Annotated in this window: 21 protein-coding genes; 14 read left to right on the forward strand and 7 right to left on the reverse strand. The window is 73.4% G+C overall.

The window, feature by feature from the left end; genetic code table 11:
• Positions 1–28: 28 nt before the first annotated feature.
• The 5 genes from GKE82_RS02295 to GKE82_RS02315 are packed head-to-tail and all read left to right on the forward strand — an operon-like array spanning position 29 to position 5,671.
• Positions 29–2,335, forward strand: coding sequence for a polyribonucleotide nucleotidyltransferase (locus tag GKE82_RS02295; RefSeq protein WP_154732202.1), 2,307 nt, complete (start codon positions 29–31; stop codon positions 2,333–2,335).
• Positions 2,336–2,354: 19 nt separating this feature from the next.
• Positions 2,355–4,343: a 4-hydroxy-tetrahydrodipicolinate reductase gene (dapB, locus tag GKE82_RS30520; RefSeq protein WP_154732203.1), complete on the forward strand. Its 1,989-nt coding sequence runs from the start codon at positions 2,355–2,357 to the stop codon at positions 4,341–4,343.
• A complete protein-coding gene (locus tag GKE82_RS02305) occupies positions 4,340–4,840 on the forward strand; it encodes a GNAT family N-acetyltransferase (protein ID WP_154732204.1) in 501 nt (166 codons plus the stop codon). The genes dapB and GKE82_RS02305 overlap by 4 nt, the downstream gene beginning before the upstream one ends.
• Positions 4,837–5,259, forward strand: a complete 423-nt coding sequence (locus GKE82_RS02310; RefSeq protein ID WP_154732205.1) for a hypothetical protein — start codon at positions 4,837–4,839, stop codon at positions 5,257–5,259. The genes GKE82_RS02305 and GKE82_RS02310 overlap by 4 nt, the downstream gene beginning before the upstream one ends.
• Complete coding sequence (locus tag GKE82_RS02315) at positions 5,249–5,671, forward strand: hypothetical protein (RefSeq protein ID WP_154732206.1); 423 nt, start codon at positions 5,249–5,251, stop codon at positions 5,669–5,671. Before GKE82_RS02310 ends, GKE82_RS02315 begins: the two co-directional genes overlap by 11 nt.
• Before the next feature lie 19 nt (positions 5,672–5,690).
• Here the strand turns inward: GKE82_RS02315 and GKE82_RS02320 are convergent, their stop codons facing one another.
• From GKE82_RS02320 to GKE82_RS02340, 5 genes are read right to left on the reverse strand one after another with little or no spacing between them, the layout of a single operon-like run.
• A complete protein-coding gene (locus tag GKE82_RS02320; RefSeq protein ID WP_154732207.1) occupies positions 5,691–6,029 on the reverse strand; it encodes a hypothetical protein in 339 nt (112 codons plus the stop codon).
• A gap of 46 nt (positions 6,030–6,075) precedes the next feature.
• The gene (locus tag GKE82_RS02325) at positions 6,076–6,843 is read right to left on the reverse strand and encodes an ABC transporter permease (RefSeq protein WP_107571023.1); all 768 of its coding nucleotides are present in this window, start codon (positions 6,841–6,843) and stop codon (positions 6,076–6,078) included.
• Positions 6,840–7,622: an ABC transporter ATP-binding protein gene (locus tag GKE82_RS02330; protein ID WP_107571024.1), complete on the reverse strand. Its 783-nt coding sequence runs from the start codon at positions 7,620–7,622 to the stop codon at positions 6,840–6,842. The genes GKE82_RS02325 and GKE82_RS02330 overlap by 4 nt, the downstream gene beginning before the upstream one ends.
• Positions 7,623–7,659: 37 nt before the next feature.
• Positions 7,660–9,795: an ATP-dependent RecD-like DNA helicase gene (locus tag GKE82_RS02335; RefSeq protein WP_154732208.1), complete on the reverse strand. Its 2,136-nt coding sequence runs from the start codon at positions 9,793–9,795 to the stop codon at positions 7,660–7,662.
• Between the two features lie 30 nt (positions 9,796–9,825).
• Positions 9,826–10,446: a class I SAM-dependent methyltransferase gene (locus GKE82_RS02340; RefSeq protein WP_196189030.1), complete on the reverse strand. Its 621-nt coding sequence runs from the start codon at positions 10,444–10,446 to the stop codon at positions 9,826–9,828.
• Positions 10,447–10,476: 30 nt separating this feature from the next.
• Here GKE82_RS02340 and GKE82_RS26765 point away from each other — a divergent pair, with 30 nt between their 5' ends.
• From GKE82_RS26765 to GKE82_RS02355, 3 genes are read left to right on the forward strand one after another with little or no spacing between them, the layout of a single operon-like run.
• Entirely contained in the window at positions 10,477–10,899 is a 423-nt protein-coding gene (locus tag GKE82_RS26765; RefSeq protein WP_196189031.1) for a hypothetical protein, read from the forward strand.
• Between the two features lie 45 nt (positions 10,900–10,944).
• Positions 10,945–11,808, forward strand: a complete 864-nt coding sequence (gene dapA / locus GKE82_RS02350; protein WP_154732211.1) for a 4-hydroxy-tetrahydrodipicolinate synthase — start codon at positions 10,945–10,947, stop codon at positions 11,806–11,808.
• Entirely contained in the window at positions 11,805–13,481 is a 1,677-nt protein-coding gene (locus GKE82_RS02355) for a ribonuclease J (protein WP_107571028.1), read from the forward strand. The genes dapA and GKE82_RS02355 overlap by 4 nt, the downstream gene beginning before the upstream one ends.
• Here GKE82_RS02355 and GKE82_RS30525 read toward each other — a convergent pair.
• Together GKE82_RS30525 and GKE82_RS02365 are read right to left on the reverse strand one after the other, a co-directional pair.
• Positions 13,478–14,935 (reverse strand): HAMP domain-containing sensor histidine kinase, encoded by a 1,458-nt coding sequence (locus GKE82_RS30525; RefSeq protein WP_154732212.1) that lies wholly within the window; start codon positions 14,933–14,935, stop codon positions 13,478–13,480. The two genes, GKE82_RS02355 and GKE82_RS30525, sit on opposite strands and share 4 nt — an antisense overlap.
• A complete protein-coding gene (locus GKE82_RS02365; protein WP_284690359.1) occupies positions 14,936–15,622 on the reverse strand; it encodes a response regulator transcription factor in 687 nt (228 codons plus the stop codon). It abuts the gene before it with no gap.
• Positions 15,623–15,743: 121 nt separating this feature from the next.
• Between GKE82_RS02365 and GKE82_RS02370 the strand changes: the two genes are divergently transcribed.
• From GKE82_RS02370 to rny, 6 genes are all read left to right on the forward strand, one after another.
• The gene (locus GKE82_RS02370) at positions 15,744–18,449 is read left to right on the forward strand and encodes a DNA translocase FtsK (RefSeq protein WP_154732214.1); all 2,706 of its coding nucleotides are present in this window, start codon (positions 15,744–15,746) and stop codon (positions 18,447–18,449) included.
• A 22-nt stretch (positions 18,450–18,471) separates the two neighbouring features.
• The gene (locus tag GKE82_RS02375) at positions 18,472–19,275 is read left to right on the forward strand and encodes a helix-turn-helix transcriptional regulator (protein WP_107571032.1); all 804 of its coding nucleotides are present in this window, start codon (positions 18,472–18,474) and stop codon (positions 19,273–19,275) included.
• Positions 19,272–20,561 carry a competence/damage-inducible protein A gene (locus GKE82_RS02380; RefSeq protein WP_154734956.1) on the forward strand — a complete coding sequence of 430 codons (1,290 nt, stop codon included), beginning with the start codon at positions 19,272–19,274 and terminating at the stop codon, positions 20,559–20,561. The genes GKE82_RS02375 and GKE82_RS02380 overlap by 4 nt, the downstream gene beginning before the upstream one ends.
• A gap of 154 nt (positions 20,562–20,715) precedes the next feature.
• Entirely contained in the window at positions 20,716–21,828 is a 1,113-nt protein-coding gene (gene recA, locus GKE82_RS02385; RefSeq protein ID WP_107571033.1) for a recombinase RecA, read from the forward strand.
• A 19-nt stretch (positions 21,829–21,847) separates the two neighbouring features.
• Positions 21,848–22,360, forward strand: coding sequence for a regulatory protein RecX (locus GKE82_RS27760; RefSeq protein WP_154732215.1), 513 nt, complete (start codon positions 21,848–21,850; stop codon positions 22,358–22,360).
• Between the two features lie 837 nt (positions 22,361–23,197).
• Entirely contained in the window at positions 23,198–24,715 is a 1,518-nt protein-coding gene (rny, locus tag GKE82_RS02395; protein WP_154732216.1) for a ribonuclease Y, read from the forward strand.
• Positions 24,716–24,731 lie beyond the last annotated feature (16 nt).

Below are 24,731 nucleotides of genomic sequence, written 5' to 3' on the forward strand. Positions count from 1 at the left end.
GGGCGAGGCCAGAAGGGACGTACCACATATGAGCAGCTTCGCTGCCACCACGGTCACCGTCGAGATCGGTGGTTCCACGATCTCGTTCGAGACGGGACGCCTGGCCAAGCAGGCCGGCGGCTCGGTCCTCGTGACCCAGGGCGACACGCTCGTCCTCTGCACCGCCACCGCCGGCGGTGAGCGCGACGTCGACTTCCTCCCGCTGACGGTCGAGGTCGAGGAGCGCCAGTACGCCGCGGGCAAGATCCCCGGCTCGTTCTTCAAGCGCGAGGGTCGCGCGGGCGAGAAGGCGATCCTCACCGCCCGCATGATCGACCGCCCGCTGCGCCCGCTCTTCCCCAAGGGCTGGCACCGGGAGACGCAGCTCGTCGCCGTGCCGATGAGCATCGACCACGAGCATCCCTACGACATCCTCGCGATGAACGGCGCGTCCGCCGCGCTGATGCTCTCGGACATCCCGATCCCGTTCCCGGTCGCCGCCGTGCGCATGGGCAAGATCGACGGCAACTTCGTCATCAACCCGCCCGAGGCGTCCCTCGAGGACGACGGCGACTCGACGCTCGACCTCATCGTGTCGGGCTCCGAGGACGCCATCCTCATGGTCGAGGCGGGCGCCGACCAGATCCCCGAGGCCGAGATCCTCGACGCGCTCGACATCGCCCACGACGCGATCAAGAAGATCTGCGCGGCGCAGCGCGAGCTGGCCGAGCAGTGCGGCAAGGAGAAGGTCGTCTTCGAGGCCAAGGGCGTCGACGAGGACCTCTACGCCAAGGTCAAGGCCGCGTACACCGACAAGCTCGACGCCGCGACCTCCATCGTCGACAAGATGGAGCGCCAGGACGCGTCGAAGGCCGTCATCGAGGAGATCGTCGCGGAGTTCGGCGGCGACGAGTCCGCCGACGACCACGCCGAGCGCAAGGCCGCCGCGAAGGCCGCGGCCGCGAAGCTCGAGAAGTCGATCATCCGCGAGCGCATCGCCGTCCACAAGAAGCGCCCCGACGGTCGCGGCGAGAAGGAGATCCGCCAGATCACGATCGAGGCGGGCCCGCTGCCGCGCACCCACGGCTCGGCGCTGTTCACGCGCGGCCAGACGCAGGCGATGTCCGTCGTCGCGCTCGGCACGCTCAAGGAGGAGATGCGGCTCGACACGCTCGGCCTCCAGACCAACAAGTACTACTGGCACCACTACAACTTCCCGCCCTTCTCGGTCGGGGAGGCGGGCCGCATGGGCGGCCCCAAGCGCCGCGACATCGGCCACGGGGCGCTCGCCGAGCGCGCGCTCGCCGCGGTCGTGCCGTCGATCGAGGAGTTCCCGTACACGATCCGCGTCGTGTCCGACATCCTCGAGTCCAACGGCTCCTCGTCGATGGCGTCGGTCTGCGGCTCCTCGCTGTCGCTGATGGACGCGGGCGTGCCGATCAAGGCGCCGGTCGCGGGCATCGCGATGGGCCTGATCAAGGAGGGCGACGACTACGTGGTCCTCACCGACATCGCCGGCGTCGAGGACCACCTCGGCGACATGGACTTCAAGGTCGCCGGCACCAAGGACGGCATCACCGCCCTGCAGATGGACATCAAGATCACGGGCGTGACCTTCGACATCCTGCGTGACGCGCTCGCCCAGGCCAAGGAGGCCCGCGAGGACATCCTCGGCCAGATGGCCGCCGTGATCGAGGCGCCCCGCGAGGAGCTCTCGCAGTTCGCGCCGCGCATCGAGAAGATCAAGATCGACCAGGACAAGATCGGTCTGCTCATCGGCAAGGGCGGCGAGACGATCCGCGGCCTCTGCGACGAGTTCGACTCGCAGATCACGGTCGAGGACGACGGCACCGTGCTGATCTACTCGGCCAACGGCGAGCTGGCCACCGCGCTCGTCGCGCGGATCCAGTCGATGACCAAGGAGGTCGAGATCGGCGACGAGTTCCCGACCGCGAAGGTCGTCAAGACGACGACGTTCGGCGCGTTCGTGGAGCTCGCCAAGGGCACCGACGGCCTGCTGCACATCAGCAACGTCTCCCCGGGCCAGCGCGTCGACACGGTCGAGGACGTCCTCAACAAGGGCGACGAGATCAGCGTCAAGGTCGTCGAGGTGGACCGCGAGCGCGGCCGCATCGGCCTGCGTCTCGCCGACGACCCGGAGATCGCCGGCAAGTCCAAGGAGGAGCTCGCCACGATCAAGGCCGAGCCCTCGCGCGGCGGCGGTGGCGGTGGGCGCGACCGCGGCGGCCGTGGCGGCCGTGACCGCGACCGCGGCGGCGACCGTGGCGGCGAGGGCCGGGGCTCCGGCCGCCCGCGCCACCGCAGCCGCGGCGACAGCGACCCGGACCGCGGCTGAGGCGGCGGACCCGGTCCCCGTGACCACGTTCGAGCACCGGCTCACCACGCTCGACTCCGGCGTGCGGATCGTGACCGAGGCCCTGCCCTCGGTCCGGTCCGCCGCCCTGGGGTTCTGGATCGGCACCGGCTCGTCGGGGGAGACCCACGACGAGGCGGGCCTGTCCCACCTCATCGAGCACATGCTGTTCCGCGGCAGCTCCCGCTACGAGTCGCTGGAGATCGACCAGATCTTCGACGGCTTCGGCGCCGAGCTGAACGCCGGGACGGGCAAGGAGACGACGTCCGTCTACACGCGGGTGCTCGACGAGCACTTCGGGACGGCGTTCGACGTCATGGCGGACATGGTCTGGCGCCCGCGCTTCGACGCGCAGGAGCTGGACGCCGAGCGCGAGATCGTGCTCGAGGAGATCGCCATGTACGAGGACGACCCGCAGGACAAGGTCTTCGACGTGCTCGGCGACGCCGTGTTCGGCGACCACCCGCTGGGCCGCGCGATCATCGGCCGGGCCGAGGTCGTCTCCGGCACGCCGGCGGAGGGCCTCGCGGCCTTCCACGCCGGTCGCTACACGCCCGGCAACGTCGTCGTGGCCGCCGCGGGTGCGGTCGACCACGACGCGATCGTCGAGCTCGTCCGCGCCGCCGAGGGTGGCGTGGCGGCGGGCGGGCCGGTGCCGTCCGCCCCGCCCGTGGGCGCGGCCGAGCAGCGGCTGCGCTTCCACGCCAAGGAGACCGAGCAGTACCACCTGTGTCTCGGCACGCACGGGATCGCCCGTGACGACGACCGCCGCTACGCGCTGCGGATCCTCGACACGATCCTCGGTGGCAGCTCGTCGTCGCGGCTGTTCGTCGAGGTCCGCGAGAAGCGCGGCCTCGCCTACTCGGTCTCGACGTTCTCCTCCGCGTACGCGCACGCAGGCCAGTTCGGCCTGTACGTCGGCACGCGGCCGGACAACGTCGAGAAGGCCCTGAAGGTCATCGGCGACGAGCTCTCGCGCGCGATCGAGGACCCGGCCACCGACGCCGAGCTGCAGCGCGCGAAGGAGAACGTGAAGGGCCGCATCGGCCTGTCGCTCGAGTCGACGACGGCCCGGATGAACCGGCTCGGCTCCGCGGTCCTGGCCGATATGCCGCTGCTGTCGCTCGACGAGATCATCGAGCGCCTCGACGCGGTCACCGTCGAGGACCTGCGTGCGCTCGCGGGCGAGCTCCTGGACCCGGCGCGGCTCAGCGCCGCCGGCGTCGGCGGCAGCGAGGGAGACGTTCCGCGCCGGCCTCGCGCACGTCTCCCCGAGCCTGGCGGAGGCGGCGTGACCGCTGCGGCCGACCCGATCCGCGTCGGCGTCGCCGGCGCGGCGGGACGCATGGGGGCGACCGTCGTCGCCGCCGTGCAGGGCGCGCCCGACATGGTGCTCGCCGGGCAGGCCGACCCGGCCCTCGGCGTGGCGCTCGAGGACATCCTCGGGGACGTCGACGTCGTCGTCGACTTCACCCAGCCGCACACCGCGACCGCCAACGCGCTCGCCTGCCTGCGGGCGGGCGTGCACATCGTCATCGGGACCAGCGGCTTCGACCTGCAGCCGCTCGTCGACCACGGTCGCCAGGAGGCCGCCAACGGGGTGACGCCCAACGCGCTGTTCTGCCCGAACTTCGCGATCGGCGCCGTGCTGATGATGCAGTTCGCCGCCGAGGCCGCGAAGCACATGGTCAAGGCGGAGATCGTCGAGCTGCACCACGACAAGAAGCTCGACGCCCCGTCGGGCACGGCGGCGCGGACCGCCGGGATGATGGCCGAGGCGACCGGGGGCCAGGCGCCGCCGATCCACTCGGTGCGCCTGCCCGGTCTCGTCGCCCACCAGGAGGTCCTGTTCGGCGGCGTCGGCGAGACGCTGACGATCCGTCACGACTCGCTGGACCGCTCCTCGTTCATGCCGGGCGTGCTGCTCGCGGTCCGGAAGGTCGGCGGGCTGACGAGCTCCCCGGTCGTCGGCCTCGAGCACGTCCTGTGACCGTCGCCCGCCCGCTCACCGTCGCCGACGCGCCGCACCTCGCGCGGATCCAGGTGCGTGCGTGGCACCACGCGTTCGGGGACGTCGTCCTGCCCGAGGAGACGCCGACGGTCGCCGACCAGACGGAGGCGTGGACGGTCGCGCTGACCGCCGACGTCGCCGGGTTCGCGGTGGACGTCGCCGACGTCGTCCGGGGCTTCGTCGCCTACGGCCTGGCGCGCGATCCGGACGCCCGCAACGACGGGCTGGGGGAGATCTACGCGCTGTTCGTCGACCCGACCGCTCAGGGCGCCGGGATCGGCGGGCTGCTGCTGCGCGAGGCGGTCGGCGCGCTGCGCTTCCGCGGCTTCGACGGCGCCGTGCTGTGGACGCTGGAGGCGGCGCTGGCCCGCGAGATGTACGAGCGCCACGGCTGGGTGCAGGACATCGAGGCGGTCCCGGACCACGGCGTCCTTCGCGTGCCGGAGGTCCGCTACCGGCTGGAGCCGCTGGCGTGACCCCGGCGCTCCCGCGGCCGGGGGCGGGCACACCGCTCGTCGCGGTGACCGACCACGCCGCGGAGCGCTTCCGCCAGCGCGTCGGCAGCCGCACCGGCGCGGTCGACGTCAAGCCCGAGGTCGTCGCGCGCGTCGCCCGCGCCTGGGCGGCAGGACGGGTCCTGGACCGTGCGCCCGCGGGCGCGACCGGGGCACGTGGGTCGCACTACGTCCGCGACGCCCGCGACCGCGGCGTGCTCTACGTCTGCCGCGACGCGGACGGCGAGCTGCTCGTCATCACGCTCTGGGAAGACCCGGACGCCGCGGGGCCCGCGGGCGGCCCGCGCGTGCCGCGCCGGTTCACCGACGCGCTGAAGGACACCGATCACGTGGTCGACGACCGTCGCCCCGAGGACCGCGGGCGGGGTCGTGGCCGCTGAGCCGCAGGTGCGGCTCGGGGCGCTGGCCCCGGAGTCGCTCGCCCCGGCCGTGCTCGCGCTCGTCCGCGCCGGGACGGCCCGCGAGCCCGCGCTCGCCCGCGACCTCAACGCGACGGTCGTGCTGCGCTTCCTCGAGGGGTTCCCGGCGGTGCGCCTGGAGTTCACCGGCGCGTCGGTCACGGTCGGCGACCACGAGATCCTCGGTGCTCCGCGGTCGGTCGACCTCACGGTCACGGGCCGCCTCCCGGACGTGCTGCTCCTCGTCTCCGTCCCGCAGACCGCGGGGCTGCCGCTGCCGTCCGGTCCGCGGGGTCGCGCCGCCGTCGCGCGGCTCGCCGACGGGCGCATCGAGCTCGACGGACCGCTGCGTCTCGGCCGCCGGCTGCTGACGCTGCTGGCGATCCCGGCCTGACCGGTCCGGGACCGGCCCGTCAGCCGACCTCGACGCCCGCGACGATCGACCGCTGCCCGGGGGTGGAGCAGCCCCACGCGTTCGCGCCGCTCATCACCGCGGTGGGACGGCAGCGCCAGCGCACGCCCCGGTAGCTGACCGTGACCGGGCGGGAGAACGCCGTCGTGCTCGAGCGCCAGTAGCGGCCGAGGACGGCGCGGGCCGTGCGGCAGGAGACGGAGCCCTTCGTCACCGAGACCGCGACGCGGGCGTCGGTGAACGGGCGCTTGACGGACCCGCAGGAGCGGTCCTGCGCGGCCGCGCCCGCCGGGGTGGCGAGGACCGCGGTCGCGACGGCGAGGAGCAGCAGGCGGCGCATGCCGCCGTCGTGCCCCTCCTCGCCGCGCCGCAAACGCCCGGCCGGGTCAGGCGCGCAGCTTGTAGCCGGACCGGAACAGGCGGTAGTTCACGGTCACGAGCGCCGCGACCGCGAGCGTCAGCAGCCCGAGCGACAGGGCGATGTTCGCCTCCGAGTAGCCGATGAACCCGTACCGGACGAGGTTGATCATGTAGTAGACCGGGTCGATGTGGGTGAGCGTCTGGAAGGGCTCGTCCAGCAGCGACGCGGAGTAGAACACCCCGCCGAGGAAGATCAGCGGCGTCAGCACGAACGTCTGGGCGAACGACACGTCGTCGAACTGCTCGGCACGCACGCCGACCAGGACGCCGAGCTGCGCGAAGAACATCCCGACCAGGAACAGCGACGGGATCAGCACGAGCGGGTGCTCGATCGGAATGCCGATGAGGATCGAGCTCGCCAGGAACGTCAGCGACGCGACGAGCATCCCGCGCAGGAAGCCCCCGAACGTGAACGCGAACAGGAGCTCCAGCGGGGAGGCGGGGGAGGAGAGCTGGTCGTCGATCGCGCCCTGCATCTTCTGCTGGAGGATCGACGACGAGTTGTTGGAGAAGGCGTTCATCGCCCAGGCCATCATGATCAGGCCGGGCACGATGAAGACGACGTAGTCGACGCCGTGCAGCTGGTCGATGCGCGACCCGAGCGCCGCACCGAACACGCTGATGTAGAGGAACGTCTCCAGCAGCGGGGCACCGAGCGTCTGGCGCTTGATCTTCATGAAGCGGTTGACCTCGCGCCGCAGCAGCGCGAAGAAGCGGATCTGCGCCGTGCTCATCGCAGCACCGCCTCGGCGCCCGCGCTGCGCGACAGCTCCTGCCGGCCGACGAGCTTCAGGTACGCGTCCTCCAGCGAGCTGGTCTCGTACTGCCGCGCGAGCTCCTGGTGGGTGCCCTCGGCGACGATCTCCCCGCCGTTGATGAAGGCGATGCGGTTGCACAGCTGCTCCGCCTCCTCGAGGTAGTGGGTCGTCAGGAGGATCGTCGTGCCCTCGGCGTTGATCTTCTGGACGTAGTGCCAGAGCTCCAGGCGCAGCTCGATGTCGACGCCCGCGGTGGGCTCGTCGAGGATCAGCAGCCTCGGGCGGTGCATCAGCGCCCGCGCGAGCACGAGCCGGCGCTTCATGCCGCCGGACAGCGTGCGGCTGCGGTCGTCCTTCTTCGCGGTGAGCGAGAACGCGTCGAGCAGCTCCTTCGTGCGCTCGCGACGGTCCTTCTTGCTCATCCCGAAGTAGCCGCCGTGGTAGTCGAGCGTCTCCTCGAGCGTCAAGAACCAGTCGATGTTCAGCTCCTGCGGGGAGAGGCCGACCGCGGCGCGCGCCTCGCGGTAGTCGTGGACCGCGTCGTGGCCGAAGACGCGGATGTCACCGGCGGTCGGCGTCGCGAGCCCGGTGGTGCAGTGGATGAGGGTGGACTTGCCGGCGCCGTTGGGACCCAGCAGCCCGAAGAACTCGCCGTCGGGGATCTCCAGGGAGACGCCCTTCAGCGCCTGGGTGCCGGTCTTGTACGTCTTGACCAGGTCGGTGATCCGCAGGGCGGGGGGAGGGGGAGCAGTCATTGCACGTACAACGGTACGCCCTCGAGTGCGCTCGAGGTCAAGCGGCGACGAGACCGGCGAGCCGCGTGTGCCGCGTCGTCGCGTCGCGCCGACCCGCCGCGATCTGCAGCGCCGACGGGTCGCCGACCAGGACGCACACCCGTTCGGCGCGGGTGATCGCCGTGTACAGCAGGTTGCGCGTGAGCATGATCGCGTGCCCGCGGAACAGCGGCACGACGACCGCCTTGGCCTGCGATCCCTGGGCCTTGTGGACGCTCGTGGCGTAGGCGAGCTTCAGCGTCCCGACCGACGCGACCGGCAGGCTCAGCGTGCGCCCGTCGTCGCCGCGCATGATCACCAGCGAGCGCTCGGTGTCGTTGTCGACGAGCACCCCGAGCTCGCCGTTCATCAGCTCGTGCTCGTGGTCGTTCTTCGTCTGCAGCACGCGGTCGCCGATCCGCAGCGCCGTCCCCGGGATCGCCTTGCCGTCCGGGTTCAGGCGGCGGCGCAGCTCCTCGTTGAACGCGTCGATCCCCAGCGGCCCCTTGTGCATCGGGGCGAGGATCTGCACGTCCCCGACCGGGTGCAGCTCGTAGTGGGACGGCAGCCGGGTGGCGGCGAGATCGCAGATCTCCGCGAACGCGGCCGCCGCCTGCGGTCGCTGGATGAGGAAGAAGTCGCGCAGGTCGCCCTCGCCCGGCACGGTCGGCAGCGGCTCCCCGTGGTTCATGGCGTGCGCCGCCCGGACGATGAGCGAGCGGGCGGCCTGCCGGAAGATCGCGGTCAGCCGCGTGGTCGGGACCACGCCGGAGTCGATGAGGTCCTCCAGGACGCGGCCCGGACCGACCGGGGCGAGCTGGTCGACGTCGCCGACGAGCAGCACGTGGGTGGCGGGGCCGACCGCGTCGAACAGCGCGCCCGCGAGCCGCACGTCGAGCATCGACGCCTCGTCGACGATCAGCACGTCGGCGCCCGGGATCGGATCCTCGTGGTCGCGCGTGAAGCCCTCGCCGGGCACGTACTCCAGCAGCCGGTGGATCGTCGTCGCGTCGACGCCCGCGACCTCGGCGAGCCGGCGCGCCGCCTTGCCGGTCGGCGCGCACAGGCGGACCTTCGCGGCGCCCTCGCGCAGGACGTCGACGAGCGCGCGCATCGCCGAGCTCTTGCCGGTGCCCGGCCCGCCGGTGAGGATCGACAGTCGGTGCGCGAGCGCGAGCTCGACGGCACCCCACTGCTCGTCGGTCGGCGTGAACGGCCCGCCGGTCGGCCGGACCGGCTCCTCGCGCAGCTCCAGGACGGGCTCGGCGGTCGCGAGCTCGTGCGCGTGCCGGGCGAGGCGCCGCTCGATCGCGGCGAGCCGCGCCTCGGCGACGCGGTCGTCCTCGTCGATCTCGATCAGGCCCTGCGCGGCGAGCACGTCGACGCGGGCGGCGGCGTCGACGTCCAGCAGCTCGGCGGCGCGCGCCAGCAGCGCGGCCCGCGGGAGGTAGCAGTGCCCGTCGAGCTCGGCGAGGTCGAGCGCGTGCAGCAGGCCGGCGTCCAGGCGCCCCTCGCTGTCGGCGGGCGTGCCGAGCGCGCGGGCCAGCGCGTCGGCGGTGCGGAAGCCGATGCCGTCCATCTGCGTGAGCGCGTAGGGATCGGCGCGCAGCTGCTCGATCGCGCCCGCGCCGAAGACCCGGTAGATCCGTGCCGCGACCGACGCGGGGACGCCGTGCGTCTCGAGGAACAGGCGCACCGCGCGCAGGGCCCCCTGGTCCTCCCAGGAGGCGACGGCCTCACGGACCTTCGCCCGCCCGATCCCGGGGACCTCCAGGAGCCGGGCGCGCGGGTCGGCGTCGACGACGGTGAGGACGTCGTCGCCGTGGCGCTCGTGCAGCCACAGCGCGCCCTTGGGACCGACGTGCTTGATCGCCCCGAGGTACGCGCGGATCGCCTGGCCGCTGACCGGCTCCTGCACGACGACGCGCCGGGCGTGGAACTGGCGGCCGTGCTTGGGGTGCTCCCGCCAGTCGCCGCCGAGCTCGACCGCCTCGCCCTCGTGCACGTGCCCGAGCGGCCCGGTGATCGTCGCCTGCTCCCCGTCGGGGGTGCGGCCGACGACGACCGCGAAGTCGCCGTCGTCGGCGCGCCAGCGGACCGCGACGATCTCGGCGGTGATCGTGTCGGGGGAGGGCGGCGCGACGGGGTCCGGCACCCGTCGAGGGTAGCGGCGGTCCCGGCGGGCTCAGGCCCGCCAGACGAACATGCCGCTGCGGACCTCGCCGTCGAGGCCGAGCCGCCGCACCGCGGCCGCGACGCCCGGGAACGCCGGGTTCTCGTAGTCGTGGAACACGACGAGCGCCCCGGGGGCCAGCCGCGGGCGCCACGCCCCGACCTCCTGCACCGTCGGCTCCTCCTCGTGGCTGGAGTCGACGAACAGCAGCTCGACCCGGGCCGGGGCCCGGGGATCGGCCGCCCCGTCGGCGCCCGCTGCCTGCACGAGCGTCAGTCGTGCGCGGGCGTTCGCGGGCAGGCAGCCCAGGTAGGCCGCGCGACCGTCCTGCTCGACGGGGTCGAACGACAGCACCCGCCGGGCGGGGTCGGCCGCCACCAGCGCCCCGGTCGTCCAGCCCGTGGCGGTCCCGAGCTCGACGACCTCCCGGCGGCCGTCGGCCAGTGCCAGCAGCGCGACGACGTCCTGCGCCGGGGTGCAGGACCGCAGGCTGAACCAGTCGCCGCGGCGCAACGCGCGCCCGTACACGCGCAGGAGGTAGAGCGCGGCCCGCGGCGGCGCGCCGCGGAGGGCCAGCGTGCGCCGCGCCAGCAGTCGCAGCTTGAGGGCGGGGGAGAGAGAGCGCTCGTCCACGCGCGGCAGGATGACGGATACGCTGGCGCCATGGGATTCCTCGACAAGGCCAAGGCGGTGGCCGAGCAGGCGCAGGCCAAGCTCGACGAGGCGCAGCGGAGCTTCAACGAGCAGCAAGCCGCGAAGGCGACGGCCCCGTCCGACGCGCCCGCGTTCCGCTACGACCAGCACGGCCGCAAGGTGCCCGTGGAGCCGGCGGGCACGGAGGCCGGCGCGCCCGTCCCGACGCCGCCCGCGACGGCTCCGGCGGAGGGGTTCGAGCCCGCCGCGAGCACCGCGCCGCCGCCCGCCGCCGAGCCGTCGCCCGCGCCGGCGCCGCCGGCCGCGGCCGCCCCGCCCACACCGGCGGCCCCGGCGCACGCCTCCGGCGACCCGCTGGCGCAGGGGCGCCCGGCCGTGCGCCCGCAGGACGTCCCGCCGGCCGTCACCGACGGCGACCCGCTCGGCCGCTAGACGGCCGGGGGCCGGTTCCCCGGTCAGGGTTGCGATACTGGGCGCATGGCCGGGCTCGGATCCATCCTCACCGCGATCGTCACCCCCTTCGCCGCCGACGGCAGCGTCGACGAGGACGCCTTCGTCGCCCTCATGGGTCACCTGGCGGACAACGGCTCCGACGGGGTCGTCGTCGCCGGGACCACCGGCGAGGCCGCGACGCTGAACGACGAGGAGCATCTCGCGCTCATCGGCCTCGCGGTCACCGAGCGGCCCCGGCCGGACTTCACGGTCGTCGGCGGCGTCGGCTCCAACGACACCCGGCACGCCATCCACCTCACCGAGCAGGCCTGCGCCCTCGGCGCGGACGCCCTGCTGAGCGTCAACCCGTACTACAACCGCCCCAACCGGGCCGGGATCGTCGCGCACTACCGCGAGGTCTCGCAGGCCGCCGACCGGCCGATCATCCTCTACAACATCCCGCAGCGCACGGGATCGGACATGCCCAACGATCTCCTCGCCGAGCTCGCGCAGCTCGACCACATCGAGGGCGTCAAGCAGGCCAACAACGACAACCTCGCGCTCGTCGACGGCCTCGAGCTGTACGCGGGCAACGACGACGTCCTCGCGCTCACCCTCGACCTCGGCGGCGCCGGCGGCATCCTCGTCGCCAGCCACGTCGTCGGACCCGAGATGCAGCGCATGGTCGCCGAGCCCGCCGAGCGCGCCGCCATCCACGCCTCGCTCGTCGAGGTCTTCGAGGCGCTCAGCGTGGCGCCCGCCGCGGTCTGCACCAAGGCCGCCCTCAACCTTCTCGGTCGCCCCGTCGGCGAGCCGCGCCTGCCCTACGTGGCCGCGAGCGCCGACGAGACCGCCACCATTCGCGCGATGCTCGAGCGTCGCAACCTCCTGGAGACCACATCCACATGAGCAGCACCCCTGTCCTTCGCGTCCTCCCGCTCGGCGGCCTGGGCGAGATCGGCAAGAACATGACCGTCGTCGAGTACGACGACCACATCGTCGTCGTCGACGTCGGCCTGCGGTTCCCGACCGCCGAGATGGTCGGCATCGACCTCGTCCTGCCGGACTTCAACTACCTCCGCGACCGCGTCGACGACATCGAGGCGATCGTCATCACCCACGGCCACGAGGACCACCTCGGCGCGCTCCCCTGGATGCTGCGCGAGCTCGGCGCCGACAACGCCCCGCCGATCTACGGCGGCCCGCTGACGATGGCGATGGCCCGCTCCAAGCTCGACGAGCACAAGCTCGGCAAGCTCGTGGAGTGCCACGACGTCAAGCCCGGGGAGGTCCTCGAGGTCGGCCCGTTCGACCTCGAGCTCGTGCACCTCACGCACTCGATCCCCGACATGCGCGCGGTCGCGCTGACCACCGACCTCGGCACCGTCCTCATCACCGGGGACTACAAGTTCGACCAGACCCCGGTCGACGGCAAGCCCGCCGACGTGCAGCGGCTCGCCGAGCTGGGCAAGCGCGGCGTCCTGCTGCTGTGCGGCGACTCCACCAACGCCGACCGGCCGGGCTTCAGCCCGTCGGAGTCGGTCGCCGGCCCGCACCTCACCGAGGTCTTCTCGCGCTGCGACGGCCGGATCGTCGTCACCTGCTTCGCGTCGAACATCCACCGCGTCCAGCAGGTCGTCGACGCTGCCAAGGCCAACGGCCGCAAGGTCTGCCTCATCGGCCGGTCGATGAAGAAGAACATCAACATCGGGCGGTCGCTCGGGCACATCCACGTGCCCGAGGGGATGCTCGTGCAGCCGCGCGAGATCGACGACTTCCCGGACGAGAAGATCGTCATCGTCTCGACCGGGTCCCAGGGCGAGCCGCTGAGCGCGCTGCGCCGCATGGCCTACCGCGACCACCACCAGATCGAGCTGCACGACGGCGACACCGTCGTCTTCAGCGCCACCCCGATCCCCGGCAACGAGCGCGCCGTCAACGACACGGTCGACCGGCTGTACCAGATCGGCTGCAGCGTCGTGACGACCGCGGACGCCCCGATCCACGCCTCCGGCCACGGCTACCAGGAGGAGATCAAGCTGATGCTCAACCTGACGAAGCCGACCTACGTGATGCCGTTCCACGGCGACCACAAGCGGATCAAGCTCCACGGCGAGCTGGCCCAGGCCGTCGGCGTCCCCGCGGAGAACGTGTTCCGCGGCCGCAACGGCCTGCCGCTGGAGATCGACGAGCAGGGCGCGCGCTTCGGCGAGCCCGAGAAGAGCGGCGTCATCTTCGTCGACGGCGTCGACCTCGGCGAGCCCGCCGACGCCGCGCTGCGCGACCGCCGCATGCTGTCGGCCGACGGCATCTTCGTCGTCGTCGCCACGATCAGCGAGCAGGACGGCACCTCGGTCGCCGACCCGGAGGTCATCTTCCGCGGCGTGCCGTTCAAGGACGAGGCCGACGAGCTCCTCGACGAGCTGCGCGACGTCGTCGACGACTCGCTCGAGAAGGCCGCCAAGGACCAGGTGCGCGAGATCGACCTGCTCCAGCAGCAGCTCCACGACGACCTCGCGGCGTTCGTCTTCCGCAAGCTCCGCCGGCGGCCGATGGTGCTGCCGGTCGTCGTCGAGGTCTAGCCCGCGGGCCGCACCGGGGGTCCGAGGAGCGAGGTCTCCCCGGGCTCCTCGTCCTGCTCGGGCGCCGCCGGCTCGACCGGCAGCGCCGGGAGCGTCACGACGAACCGGGTGCCGTGCGGCTCCCGGTCCTCCAGGCGCACGCCGCCGCCGTGCGCCTCGGAGACCGCCCGGACGATCGCCAGCCCCAGGCCCGTCGAGCCGCCGCGATCGCCCTCGCCCCGCACGAACCGCTCGAACAGCCGGCCCTGCACCGACGCGGGCACGCCCGGCCCGTCGTCCTGCACGACGAGCACGAGCCGCCCGGACGCGTCCCGCTCCACGATCGCGTCGATCCGCGTGCCGTCGGGCGTGTGCTTGACCGCGTTCTCCATGAGGTTGAGGACCAGGCGGTGCAGCTCGTCGCGGGCGCCCGACACCATCGCGCCCGCCGGGGCGTCGACGGCCAGCTCGTGCTCGCCGGCGACGGGCCCGAGCTCGGCCGCCGCCTCGACGACGACCTGGGAGAGGTCCAGCGGCACGTGCCGGACCTCCCGGCCCGCGTCGGCCCGGGCGAGCAGCAGCAGGTCGGCGACGAGCCGCCGCATCCGCTGCGAGGACCGCAGCGCCGACCGGGCCGCCTCGCCGCGCTCGCCGTCCAGCACCTCGGTGAGCAGCTCGAGGTTCGCCAGCACGCTCGTCAGCGGCGTGCGCAGCTCGTGCGAGGCGTCGGCGACGAACGCGCGCTGGCGCTGCAGCGTCTCCTCGGTCTCCGCGCGACTGGACTCGAGCGCCAGCAGCATCTCGTCGAGCGTGCGGGCGAGCTCGGCGACCTCGTCGGTGGCCTCCGGCACCTGCATGCGGCGGTTCGGGTCGCGGGTGCGCGCGATCTCCCGGGCGGTCTCGGTGAGCCGCCGGACGGGCCGCATCGCGTTCCCCGCGACGAGCAGGCCGGCCATCAGCGCGAACGCCGCGCCGCCCAGCACGCCCGTCAGGAGGAAGAACTTCACCCGGTCGATCGTCGCGTTGACCTCGGCGAGCTTGCGCGCGTACTGCACGAGGATGTAGCCGCCGCCCAGCAGCGGGAACGGGCGCGTCTCGACCCGGTAGCCGGCGACGTCGGTGCCGCCCTCGGGCTGCAGCCCGAAGTCCGGCGTGCGCCGCGGGAACGACTTCACGCGCGTGCCGTCCTGCGTCAGCACGCGGATCACCGCGTTGTCGGCGCTCGCGTAGAACTGCAGGTTCGGGCGCGAGAAGCGGACCGTCCCGGTCCCGAGGTCGTAGGTCGCCTCGATGCTGTTGCGCAGCTGGTCGGCCGCGCGCTCGGTCTGGTCGTCGAAGTCCGCGCGGATCCGCGTCGTCGTCAGGTGCCCGATCAGCACCGCGAACGACGTGAGGATCACGAGCGTGAGCACCGCGGAGCCGCCGGCCAGACGCCAGCGGATCGGGATCCGGTCGAGCCAGCCGAGCACGGGCACCTACGCGCGGAGCACGTACCCCGCGCCGCGGATCGTGTGCAGCAGCCGCGGCTCGCCGCCCGCCTCGAGCTTGCGCCGCAGGTTCGAGACGAACACCTCGATGGTGTTCGTCGTCGCGAACGGGTCGTAGCCCCAGACCTCCTCGAGCAGCCGCTGGCGCGGGACGACGATCCGCTCGTTGCGCATCAGGTACTCGAGCAGCTCGAACTCGCGCTGGGTCAGCTCGATCATGCGCTCACCGCGGGCGACCTCGTGCGTGTCCGGGTTGAGCGTCAGGTCCCCGGCGACCAGGGACGCGGACCCGCGCGGCGGGCGGCGGCGCAGCAGCGCCCGGATGCGCGCCAGCAGCTCCTGCCGCTCGAACGGCTTGACGAGGTAGTCGTCGGCGCCCGAGTCCAGGCCCTCGACGCGCGACTCGACCGCGTCCCGCGCGGTGAGGATCAGGATCGGCACGTCGTCGGCGCCACGCAGCCGCTTGGCGACCTCGATGCCGTCGAGCTTCGGCAGGCCGAGGTCGAGGATCACGACGTCCGGGACGTAGGCGCTCGCCGCGTCCAGGGCCGCCTCGCCGTCGGCCGCCGTGCGCACCTCGTAGCCCTCCATGCGCAGCGAGCGCTGGAGGACCTGGGCGATCTCCTCGTCGTCCTCGACGACGAGCACACGGGCCGGGCGGTCGGTCTCGGTCACCTCCCCATGGTAGATGGCCGGTCCTCGGAAACCCCGCGCTTTACGAGGATTTAGGCGCTCGCCGACGGCACGTCGCGGGCAGGGGACCCACCGCGCACGTCGAACCCACGACGCACGACCCATGGCCGCCACGAAGAATCCCAAGTCCCGCGCCGCGGGCGCGCGCACGTCCGCCGGCGCACGCTCCTCGGCGAAGTCCGGCGCCGCCGCGCGCCCGCGCGCCAAGAGCGGCGCGGCGAAGCCCCGCGCACGTCGCGCGGGCGGCCGCGCGCCGCGCGCGCCGATGCTCGAGCAGCACCACGTCGACCTGATCGGGCTCGCGCTCGTGGCCGCCGGCGTGTTCCTCGCCTTCCCGCTGTACCTGGAGTGGTACGGCGGCGCGGCGGGGGAGGCCGTCGTCGACGGGATCGAGCGGCTGGTCGGCCAGGTCTCCTACCTCGCGCCGGTCGCCGTCGCCGCCACCGGCATCGTGCTCGTGCTGCGCCCGGTGCTGCCGAGCGGCATGCGCCCGTTCAAGGCCGGGGCCGCCTGCCTGCTCCTGGCCACGACGCTGATGCTCGCGGCCGGCACGCTCGGGCTCGGCCCCGACGGCCCGAACGGCGACGTCTGGAACGCCGCGATCTACAGCGAGCGCGGCGGCATCCTCGGATCCGTGCTGTTCTGGGGCGCCTCCAGCGCGTTCTCCTCGATCGGCGCGCACATCATCGCGCTGTTCCTGCTGCTGGCCGGGATCCTGCTGCTCACGGGCGCCTCGGTCGCGGGCGTCGTGCAGGCCACCGCCAGCGGTGTCGCGGACACGACCCGCGCGCTGCGCACCACCCCGGCCCCGGCGCCTGCGCGGGACCGGACCTCCACCGGGACGGGCGCCACCCGGGGCGGCCGCGCAGGGAGCGCGCGCACGACCGCCGGCCGCGACCGCACGGTCGCCCCGATCGTGCCCCCGGAGCCCGAGGACAGCGAGCCCGCCGTGCGCGACGACCGCACCGGCCAGCTCGACGGAGCGCTGCGCTACCCCGACCTGTGGGGCGACGAGGACGCCCCGATCCGCGTCGAGCCGACCGTGGTCGACGAGCGCCCGCCCGCGCCGCCGGTCGACCTCGACGCCGACGTGGAGCCCGAGCTGCTCGCCGAGCTCGACCCCGAGCCCGAGCCCGCGCCGCCCGTGCCCGCCCCGCGCGCGCCCCGCGCGGCCGAGCCGGTCGTCGAGGAGGACGAGGACGTCGACGAGCTGCCCGTCGGCGAGCAGGCCGCGCTCGCGCTCGAGGACGGCCAGATCGAGTGGCACCGCCCGCGCGCGGCGATGCTCAAGCGCTCCAGCGCCCAGAGCCAGCGCCCCGACCACGCCGGCCAGGCGCAGACCGCCGAGGCGCTGATCGTCGCGCTGCAGCACCTCGGGATCGAGGCGAAGGTCGTCGGCACGGTCTCCGGCCCGCACATCACCCGCTACGAGCTGCGGCTCGCGCCCGGCGTGAAGATGAGCAAGGTCGCCAACCTCAAGGACGACCTCGCGTACGCGCTCGCCGCCACCGAGATCCGGATCCTCGCGCCGATCCCCGGCAAGACCGCGGTCGGCGTCGAGGTCCCCAACAAGCTCCGGCAGGTCGTCACGCTCGGTGACGTCTACGAGGACGCGCCCGACAGCTTCTCGCCGCTGACCGTGTGGCTCGGCAAGGACGTCTCCGGCAAGGCGATCCCCGCCGACCTGGCGAAGATGCCGCACCTGCTCGTGGCCGGCACCACCGGCGCGGGCAAGTCCGCCTGCGTCAACGGGATGCTCTCCTCGATCCTGCTGCGCGCGACCCCGGACGAGGTCCGGCTCGTGCTCGTCGACCCCAAGCAGGTCGAGCTCAACCACTACGAGTCGGTGCCGCACCTGCTGACGCCGGTGATCACGTCGCCGCGCAAGGCGGCCAACGCGCTCCAGAACCTCGTCAAGGAGATGGAGTGGCGCTACGGGATCATGGCGATGGCCAAGACCCGCTCACTGCCGGAGCTCAACAAGCACCGCCGTCACAACGGCGAGGCGCAGCTCCCGTACATCCTCTGCGTCATCGACGAGCTCGCCGACCTGATGATGGTCGCCCCGGGCGACGTCGAGGACTCGATCATCCGCATCGCGCAGAAGGCGCGCGCGGTCGGCATCCACCTGATCCTCGCGACGCAGAGCCCGCGCGTGGACGTCATCACCGGCATGATCAAGGCCAACGTGCCGTCGCGGATCGCGTTCGCGGTGTCCTCGCAGACCGACTCGCGCGTGATCCTCGACCAGAACGGCGCCGAGTCGCTGCTCGGGCAGGGCGACATGCTCTTCTCGCCGGTCGGCTCGAGCCGCCTGCAGCGCATCCAGGGCGCCTACATCGACGAGGCGCAGATCGAGAAGATCACCGGCTGGTGGGCCCGGCAGGGCGAGCCCGAGATCCGCGAGGACCTGCTCGAGGAGGTCGAGGAGGAGCCCAAGGAGGACGCCGGCGGTGCCGACGACGGGTTCGATCCCGACGAGGACCCGCTGCTCGGCGAGGCGATCCAGCTGGTCGTCGAGATGGGCACCGCGTCGACCTCGATGCTCCAGCGGCGCCTGCGGCTCGGCTACACGCGCGCGGGCCGGCTCATCGACATGCTCGAGCGGCGGGGGGTCATCAGCGGCTACGAGGGCTCCAAGCCCCGTCAGGTCCTCGTCACCGAGGGCGACCTGCCGCGCGTGCTCGCGGCGCTGGCCGAGCGCGGGGACGTCGCGGGGGCGCAGGAGACGCCCAGCGGACCGTCCCCGGCGGGCGGCGGACCCGACGTGGCGGAGATCCCGGACGCCGGCGAGATGCTCGGGGACTGAGCACCGGTAGCCTGCAGGGCCGATGGCGGACATCGGGGCCACCCTGCGAGAGGCGCGCATGCGCGCCCGGATCGACATCTCGGAGATCGAGGCCGAGACCAAGATCCGGGCGAAGTACCTGCGCGCGCTCGAGAACGAGGAGTGGGACCTGCTGCCGGGGCCGACGTTCGTCAAGACGTTCCTGCGCACCTACGCGGACGTCCTGGGCCTCGACTCCAAGCTCCTGGTGGAGGAGTACAAGCTCCGCCACGAGCGCCCGAACCTCACCGAGCTGCGGCCGATCGGGGCGCCGCAGCCCGGCCGCCGGCGCCCGCGCCCGCAGCCGACCGGCGTGCCCCGCGGCTACGTCGTCGGCCTCGTCGTCGTGCTGCTGCTCGGCACGCTGTACCTGCTCGGCCGCGGCGGCGGGGACGACGAGCCCGCGGTCGCCACGACGACGCAGCAGCGCACGACGACCGACGCGACGCGCCCCGCGGCCGACGCGACCCCCGCGCCCAGCGCGACCCCGGCGGCGACGGCGACCGCCACCCCGGCCGCGCGGACCGTCCGGCTGCGTGTGGTTCCGACCGGGCAGGTGTTCGTCTGCCTGACGGCCGCGGGCGGCCGCACGCTGATCGACGGGCAGATCCTCGACACCACGAGCCAGACCCGGACGTTCCGCTCCTCGCGGTTCCGGATCACGCTCGGCAACGCGGCCGCGCGGCTGCGGATCGACGGAAAGGACCGGGACGTGGCCGACAACGCCGAGGGCATCGGGTACGAGATCACGCCGGGCGGGAAGCGCCGCACGCTCTCGCCGGAGAACCGACCGGTCTGCGACGGCTGATGCCCCGCGCCGGCATCGTCGTCACCGGCACCGAGGTGCTGACCGGTCGCGTGGTCGACCGCAACGGCCCGTGGCTGGCCGAGCGCCTGCGCGACCTCGGGGTCGACCTCGCGCACATCGCGGTCGTCGGGGACCGCCCGGGGGACGTGGAGGCCGCCCTGCGGTTCTTCGCCGCCGAGGGCGTCGACGTCGTCTGCACGAGCGGCGGGCTCGGTCCCACCGAGGACGACCTCACCGCCCAGGTCGTCGGGGACTTCCAGGGCCGGCCGCTGGAGCATCAGCCCGCGCTCGAGGAGCGCGTCTGGGCGGTGGTCAGCGGCCTGCTCTCCCGCTGGCCGGGCCTCGACCAGGACGCGCTGCGCCAGTCCGCGCGCAAGCAGGCGATGGTGCCGCGCGGCGCAAACGTCCTCGACCCGGTCGGGACCGCGCCCGGGCTGGTCGTCCCGCCCCCGGACGGGGCCGCCGGCCCGACCGTCGTCGTGCTGCCGGGCCCGCCGCGCGAGCTGCAGCCGATGTGGCGCGACGCCGAGGCCGACCCGCTGTTCCGGGCGGCGATCGCGGGCGCGACGGTCTACGAGCAGCGGATGCTGCGCCTGTTCGGCATCCCGGAGTCGGAGATCGCCGAGACGATGCGGCAGGCGCGCGACGCGGGCGTCGACCTCGACGCGCTGGAGATCACGACGTGCCTGCGCCGCGGCGAGGTCGAGATCGTGACGCGCTACGAGCCGCAGGCCGCGGCGACGTATGCGGCGTTCGACGCGGCGGTCCGGGAACGGCACGCCGACACGCTGTTCTCCGACGACGGGACCTCGGTCGACCAGCAGGTCGCCGAGCTGCTGCGGTCCTCGGGACGCACGATCGCGACCGCGGAGTCGTGCACCGGCGGGCTGCTGCTCGGCCGGCTGACCGAGCTCGCGGGCTCGTCGGACTACGTGCTCGGCGGGGTCGTCGCGTACGCCAACGCGGTGAAGTCCGCGGTCGCCGGGGTGGACCCGGCGCTGATCGAGCGCGTCGGGGCGGTCTCGCAGGAGGTCGCCGAGGCGCTGGCCGACGGGGCGCGGAGCGTCACCGGCGCGGACGTCGGGGTGGGGATCACCGGGGTGGCCGGCCCGGGCGGCGGGACCGAGGAGAAGCCGGTGGGCCTGGTGTGGCTGTCGGTCGCCGTCGGCGACGGGCAGCGGCTGACGCGCAGCATCACGATCCCCGGCTCGCGCGCGGACGTCCGCGATCGCGCGACGACCGTGGGCCTGCATCTCGTGCGTCGCGCCCTCCTCGGCGAGTCCTGACGCGCCAGCTTTCTGCGCGCCCGCGTCCGCAGGATCGGCACGGAATCGATGCGAACACGTGTTTCCATGACACGTCCCGGTCCCTAGCCTCAGTTCCGTCCGAACCGAGGCCCATAGTCCCTCGGGCCCTACTGCGACGAGAGGTTTCACCGAGATGCCCGCAACTGCTGACGAGAAGGCCGCGAAGGCCCGCAACGACGCCCTCCAGGGCGCCCTCACCCAGATCGAGCGGCAGTTCGGCAAGGGCTCCGTCATGCGCATGGGGGACGAGGGCGCGCGCGTCCGCGTCGACGCGATCCCGACCGGCGCGCTGTCGCTGGACCTCGCGCTCGGCATCGGCGGCGTCCCGCGTGGCCGCATCGTCGAGGTGTTCGGTCCGGAGTCCTCCGGCAAGACGACGCTGATGTACCACGTCATCGCGGAGTGCCAGCGGATGGGCGGCGTCTGCGCGTTCATCGACGCCGAGCACGCGATGGACCCGCTGTACGCGCAGCGGATCGGCGTCGACATCGACGAGCTGCTCGTCTCGCAGCCCGACTACGGCGAGCAGGCGCTGGAGATCGCGGACATGCTCGTCCGCTCCGGTGCGGTCGACCTCATCGCGATCGACTCGGTCGCCGCGCTCACGCCGCGCGCCGAGCTCGAGGGCCAGATGGGCGACACGACCGTCGGCCTGCAGGCCCGCATGATGAGCCAGGCGATGCGCAAGCTCGCCGGCAACCTGAACCGGACGAACACGATCATCCTGTTCACCAACCAGATCCGCGAGAAGGTCGGCGTCATGTTCGGCTCGCCCGAGACGCAGCCGGGCGGTCGCGCGCTGAAGTTCTACTCGTCCCAGCGCCTGGACATCCGCCGCATCGAGACCCTCAAGGAGGGCACCGAGGCGGTCGGCAACCGGGTCCGCGTGAAGGTCGTCAAGAACAAGGTCGCGCCGCCGTTCCGCCAGGCGGAGTTCGACATCGAGTTCGGCAAGGGCATCTCGACCTCGGGCTGCATCCTCGACCTCGGCATCGAGAACGACATCGTCCAGAAGTCCGGCTCGTTCTTCTCCTACAACGGCGAGCGGCTCGGACAGGGCCGCAACAACGCCAAGGCGTTCCTCGACGAGCACCGCGAGATCGCGATGGAGATCGAGGCGAAGATCTACACGGCGCTCGGCATCGACCGGGACGGCAGCGGTGCGCCGCTCGACGAGCCGGTCGACGCCGGCCTGGCCGCCGAGGAGTCCGGCGTCCACGAGGGGCTCGAGGCGACCGCGAAGTAGTCCCGGGGCACCCGCGCACGTGACCCCCGAGCAGGAGCAGACCGCCGCCCGCGTGCTGGACCCGGCCGCCCGGTTCCAGCACGCGATCGACCTCGCGTACCGGTACCTCGGGTACCGGGACCGCACGGTGGTGGAGCTGCGCCGCCACCTCGAGTCCAAGCGGGTCGAGCCGCGCACGATCGACGAGGTCGTCGCGGAGCTGCAGGTCCAGGGCTACGTCGACGACGCGCGGTTCGCGGTCCGGTTCGCCGAGGACCGCCGCACGCTCGACGCGTGGGGCGCCGACCGGATCGAGCGCAAGCTCCTGCAGGCCGGCGTCTCGCCGGAGCACATCGCCGCGGCGCTCGCCGCGCAGGACGGGGAGGAGGAGCTCGACGCTGCCGTCGCGCTCCTGCGCCGCCGCTACCGCGACGCCCCCGAGACCGACCGCGAGCGCGAACGCGCGCTCGGCATGCTCGTCCGCAAGGGCTACGCGCTCGAGCTCGCCTACGACGCCGTGCGCGCCTTCGAGCGCGACCGACTCGTCGACTGACGCCGGGCCTGCAGGCGACCGCACAGCCGAGCGGGCGGGGTCGCACGCCGGCGGGCCAGGTTCGCGCGGTCGCGGGCGCGGCGGCGCCCGGCGGGTCGTGCGCCGCGATCAGGACGGGGCGGGGCGGGGCGGGGGCGTCATGAACGCGCGGCTTGCGCGGCGGCGAGGTCCTCGAGTGGACGGCTGATCCTTCCCGGAAGGACGAGGCGTCCACGGGCGCGGGGCGTGGCCGCGGCCAGCCCGCCGGATCCATGCCGCGGACGGCCACCATTGCCCGCGGTGGCGAGTGGGCCGCTGATCCTCCCCGGATGGATGAGGCGTCCACGACGCGGGCGCGATGCCACGCCCGTGCCCCGGCCGGTCGCGTACGTCGAGCCGCGCCCGTCCCGGCGGGGTGCGTCGGGCGGCGACCGAGGCCGTCCCGAGCCGCGTCGCCCGCGTGAGCGGGCCCCCGGGCCGGTCGCAGGCGGCACGCACGTGCGCGCCCGGGCCCGCGCCACACGGTGCCCGCCGGAACGCGTCGTGGACCGCGCACCCTTCCCGGAAGGACCAGGTGTCCACTCGGCGGAGACGAAACGCGCGTCCGGGCGACGGTTCGTCCAGCGGCGGGAGGCCGGGCGGTAGCATCGGCGGTGCGACGTACCGGACCGCCGGCGACCCGCCTGACCCACGCACCACCGCAGCACCCGACACCCGCAGGACCAGACACCCGAACCAGCCAGCGGCACCGCCGCCCGACCCCACCGACTCGCCCGGGCCCGAGGCCCGTCCGTCGCCTGAACGTCACACCGGAGACCGGCCACGCGACGTTCCCGCGAGGTCGGGGGAGGAACGGACATGGAACTCGTCATCGGCGCGATCGTCCTCGCGGCGGGTATCGTGGTCGGCGCATTCGTCGTCGGACGCGGACGCGGGCGCCCCGCCGCCACCGGCACGGAGCCAGCCGCGTCCAGCGCCGCCGTACAGGACACGCTCGTGCGCCGGCTCGACGAGCTCGACGCCCGCGAACGCGCGCTGCGCGAGCGCGAGGCCGCCCTCGACATCCAAGAGCGCGACGTGGAGAACCAGCTCGCCGCCGGACGCCGCGAGCTCGAGAACACGCTCGACACGCGCCAGCGCGAGCTCGAGAACGCGCTCGCCGCCCGCCGCCGCGAGCTCGACGACACGGTCGCCGCCCGCCAGCGCGACCTCGACGAGCTCGTCGCCCAGCGCGTCGCGGCCCTCGAGCGCCTGTCCGGGCTCACCGCCGGCCAGGCGCGGCAGGCGCTGCTCAAGGAGGTCGAGGACCAGGCCCGCCACGACCGCGCCCGCCTGCTGCGCCAGATCGAGGACGAGACCAAGCACGAGGCCGAGCGCCGCGTCCGCTCGATCCTCTCGGTCGCGATGCAGCGCCTCGCCGCCTCGCACGCCGCCGAGACGACCGTGTCGGTCGTGCAGCTCCCCGGCGACGAGATGAAGGGCCGCATCATCGGCCGCGAAGGCCGCAACATCCGCGCCCTGGAGAACCTCACCGGCGTCGACTTCATCATCGACGACACGCCCGGGGCGGTCGTGCTGAGCGCCTTCGACGGCGTCCGGCGCGAGGTCGCGCGCCTCACCCTGGAGAAGCTCCTGCAGGACGGCCGGATCCACCCGGCGCGCATCGAGGAGACCTACTACCAGGCCAAATCCGAGCTCGAGTCCCACATGCAGGAGGCGGGGGAGACTGCGGTCCTCGAAGCCGGCGTGCAGGGCCTCGACGTCGAGCTGACCCGCACGCTCGGCCGCCTGAAGTTCCGCACCAGCTACGGGCAGAACGTCCTCGCGCACTCCGTCGAGTGCGCGCAGCTCGCCGCGCTCATGGCCGACGAGCTCGGCGCCAGCGCCAAGACCGCTCGACGCGCCGCGCTGCTGCACGACATCGGCAAGGCCGTCAGCCACGAGATCGAGGGCCCGCACGCGCTCGTCGGCGGCGACCTCGCCCGCCGGCACGGGGAGCCCGAGGCCGTCGCGCACGCGATGGAGGCCCACCACAACGAGGTCGAGCCCCAGACCGTCGAGGCCGTCATCGTCCAGGCCGCCGACGCCCTCTCCGGCGCCCGTCCCGGCGCGCGCGGCGAATCGCTGGACCAGTACGTCAAGCGCCTGCGCGAGCTCGAGCAGCTCGCCGCCCGCCACGACGGCGTCGACAAGGTCTACGCGATGCAGGCCGGCCGCGAGGTCCGCGTGATCGTCGCGCCCGGCGCCATCACCGACCTCGATGCCACCGACCTCGCCCGCACCATCGCCCGCGAGATCGAGCAGGAGCTCGAGTACCCGGGCCAGATCAAGGTCACGGTGATCCGCGAGTCGCGCGCGGTCGACTACGCCCGCTGACCCCTCGCTACCCTGG

The organism is Conexibacter sp. W3-3-2 (assembly GCF_009707605.1).
GTDB lineage: Bacteria > Actinomycetota > Thermoleophilia > Solirubrobacterales > Solirubrobacteraceae > Paraconexibacter > Paraconexibacter algicola.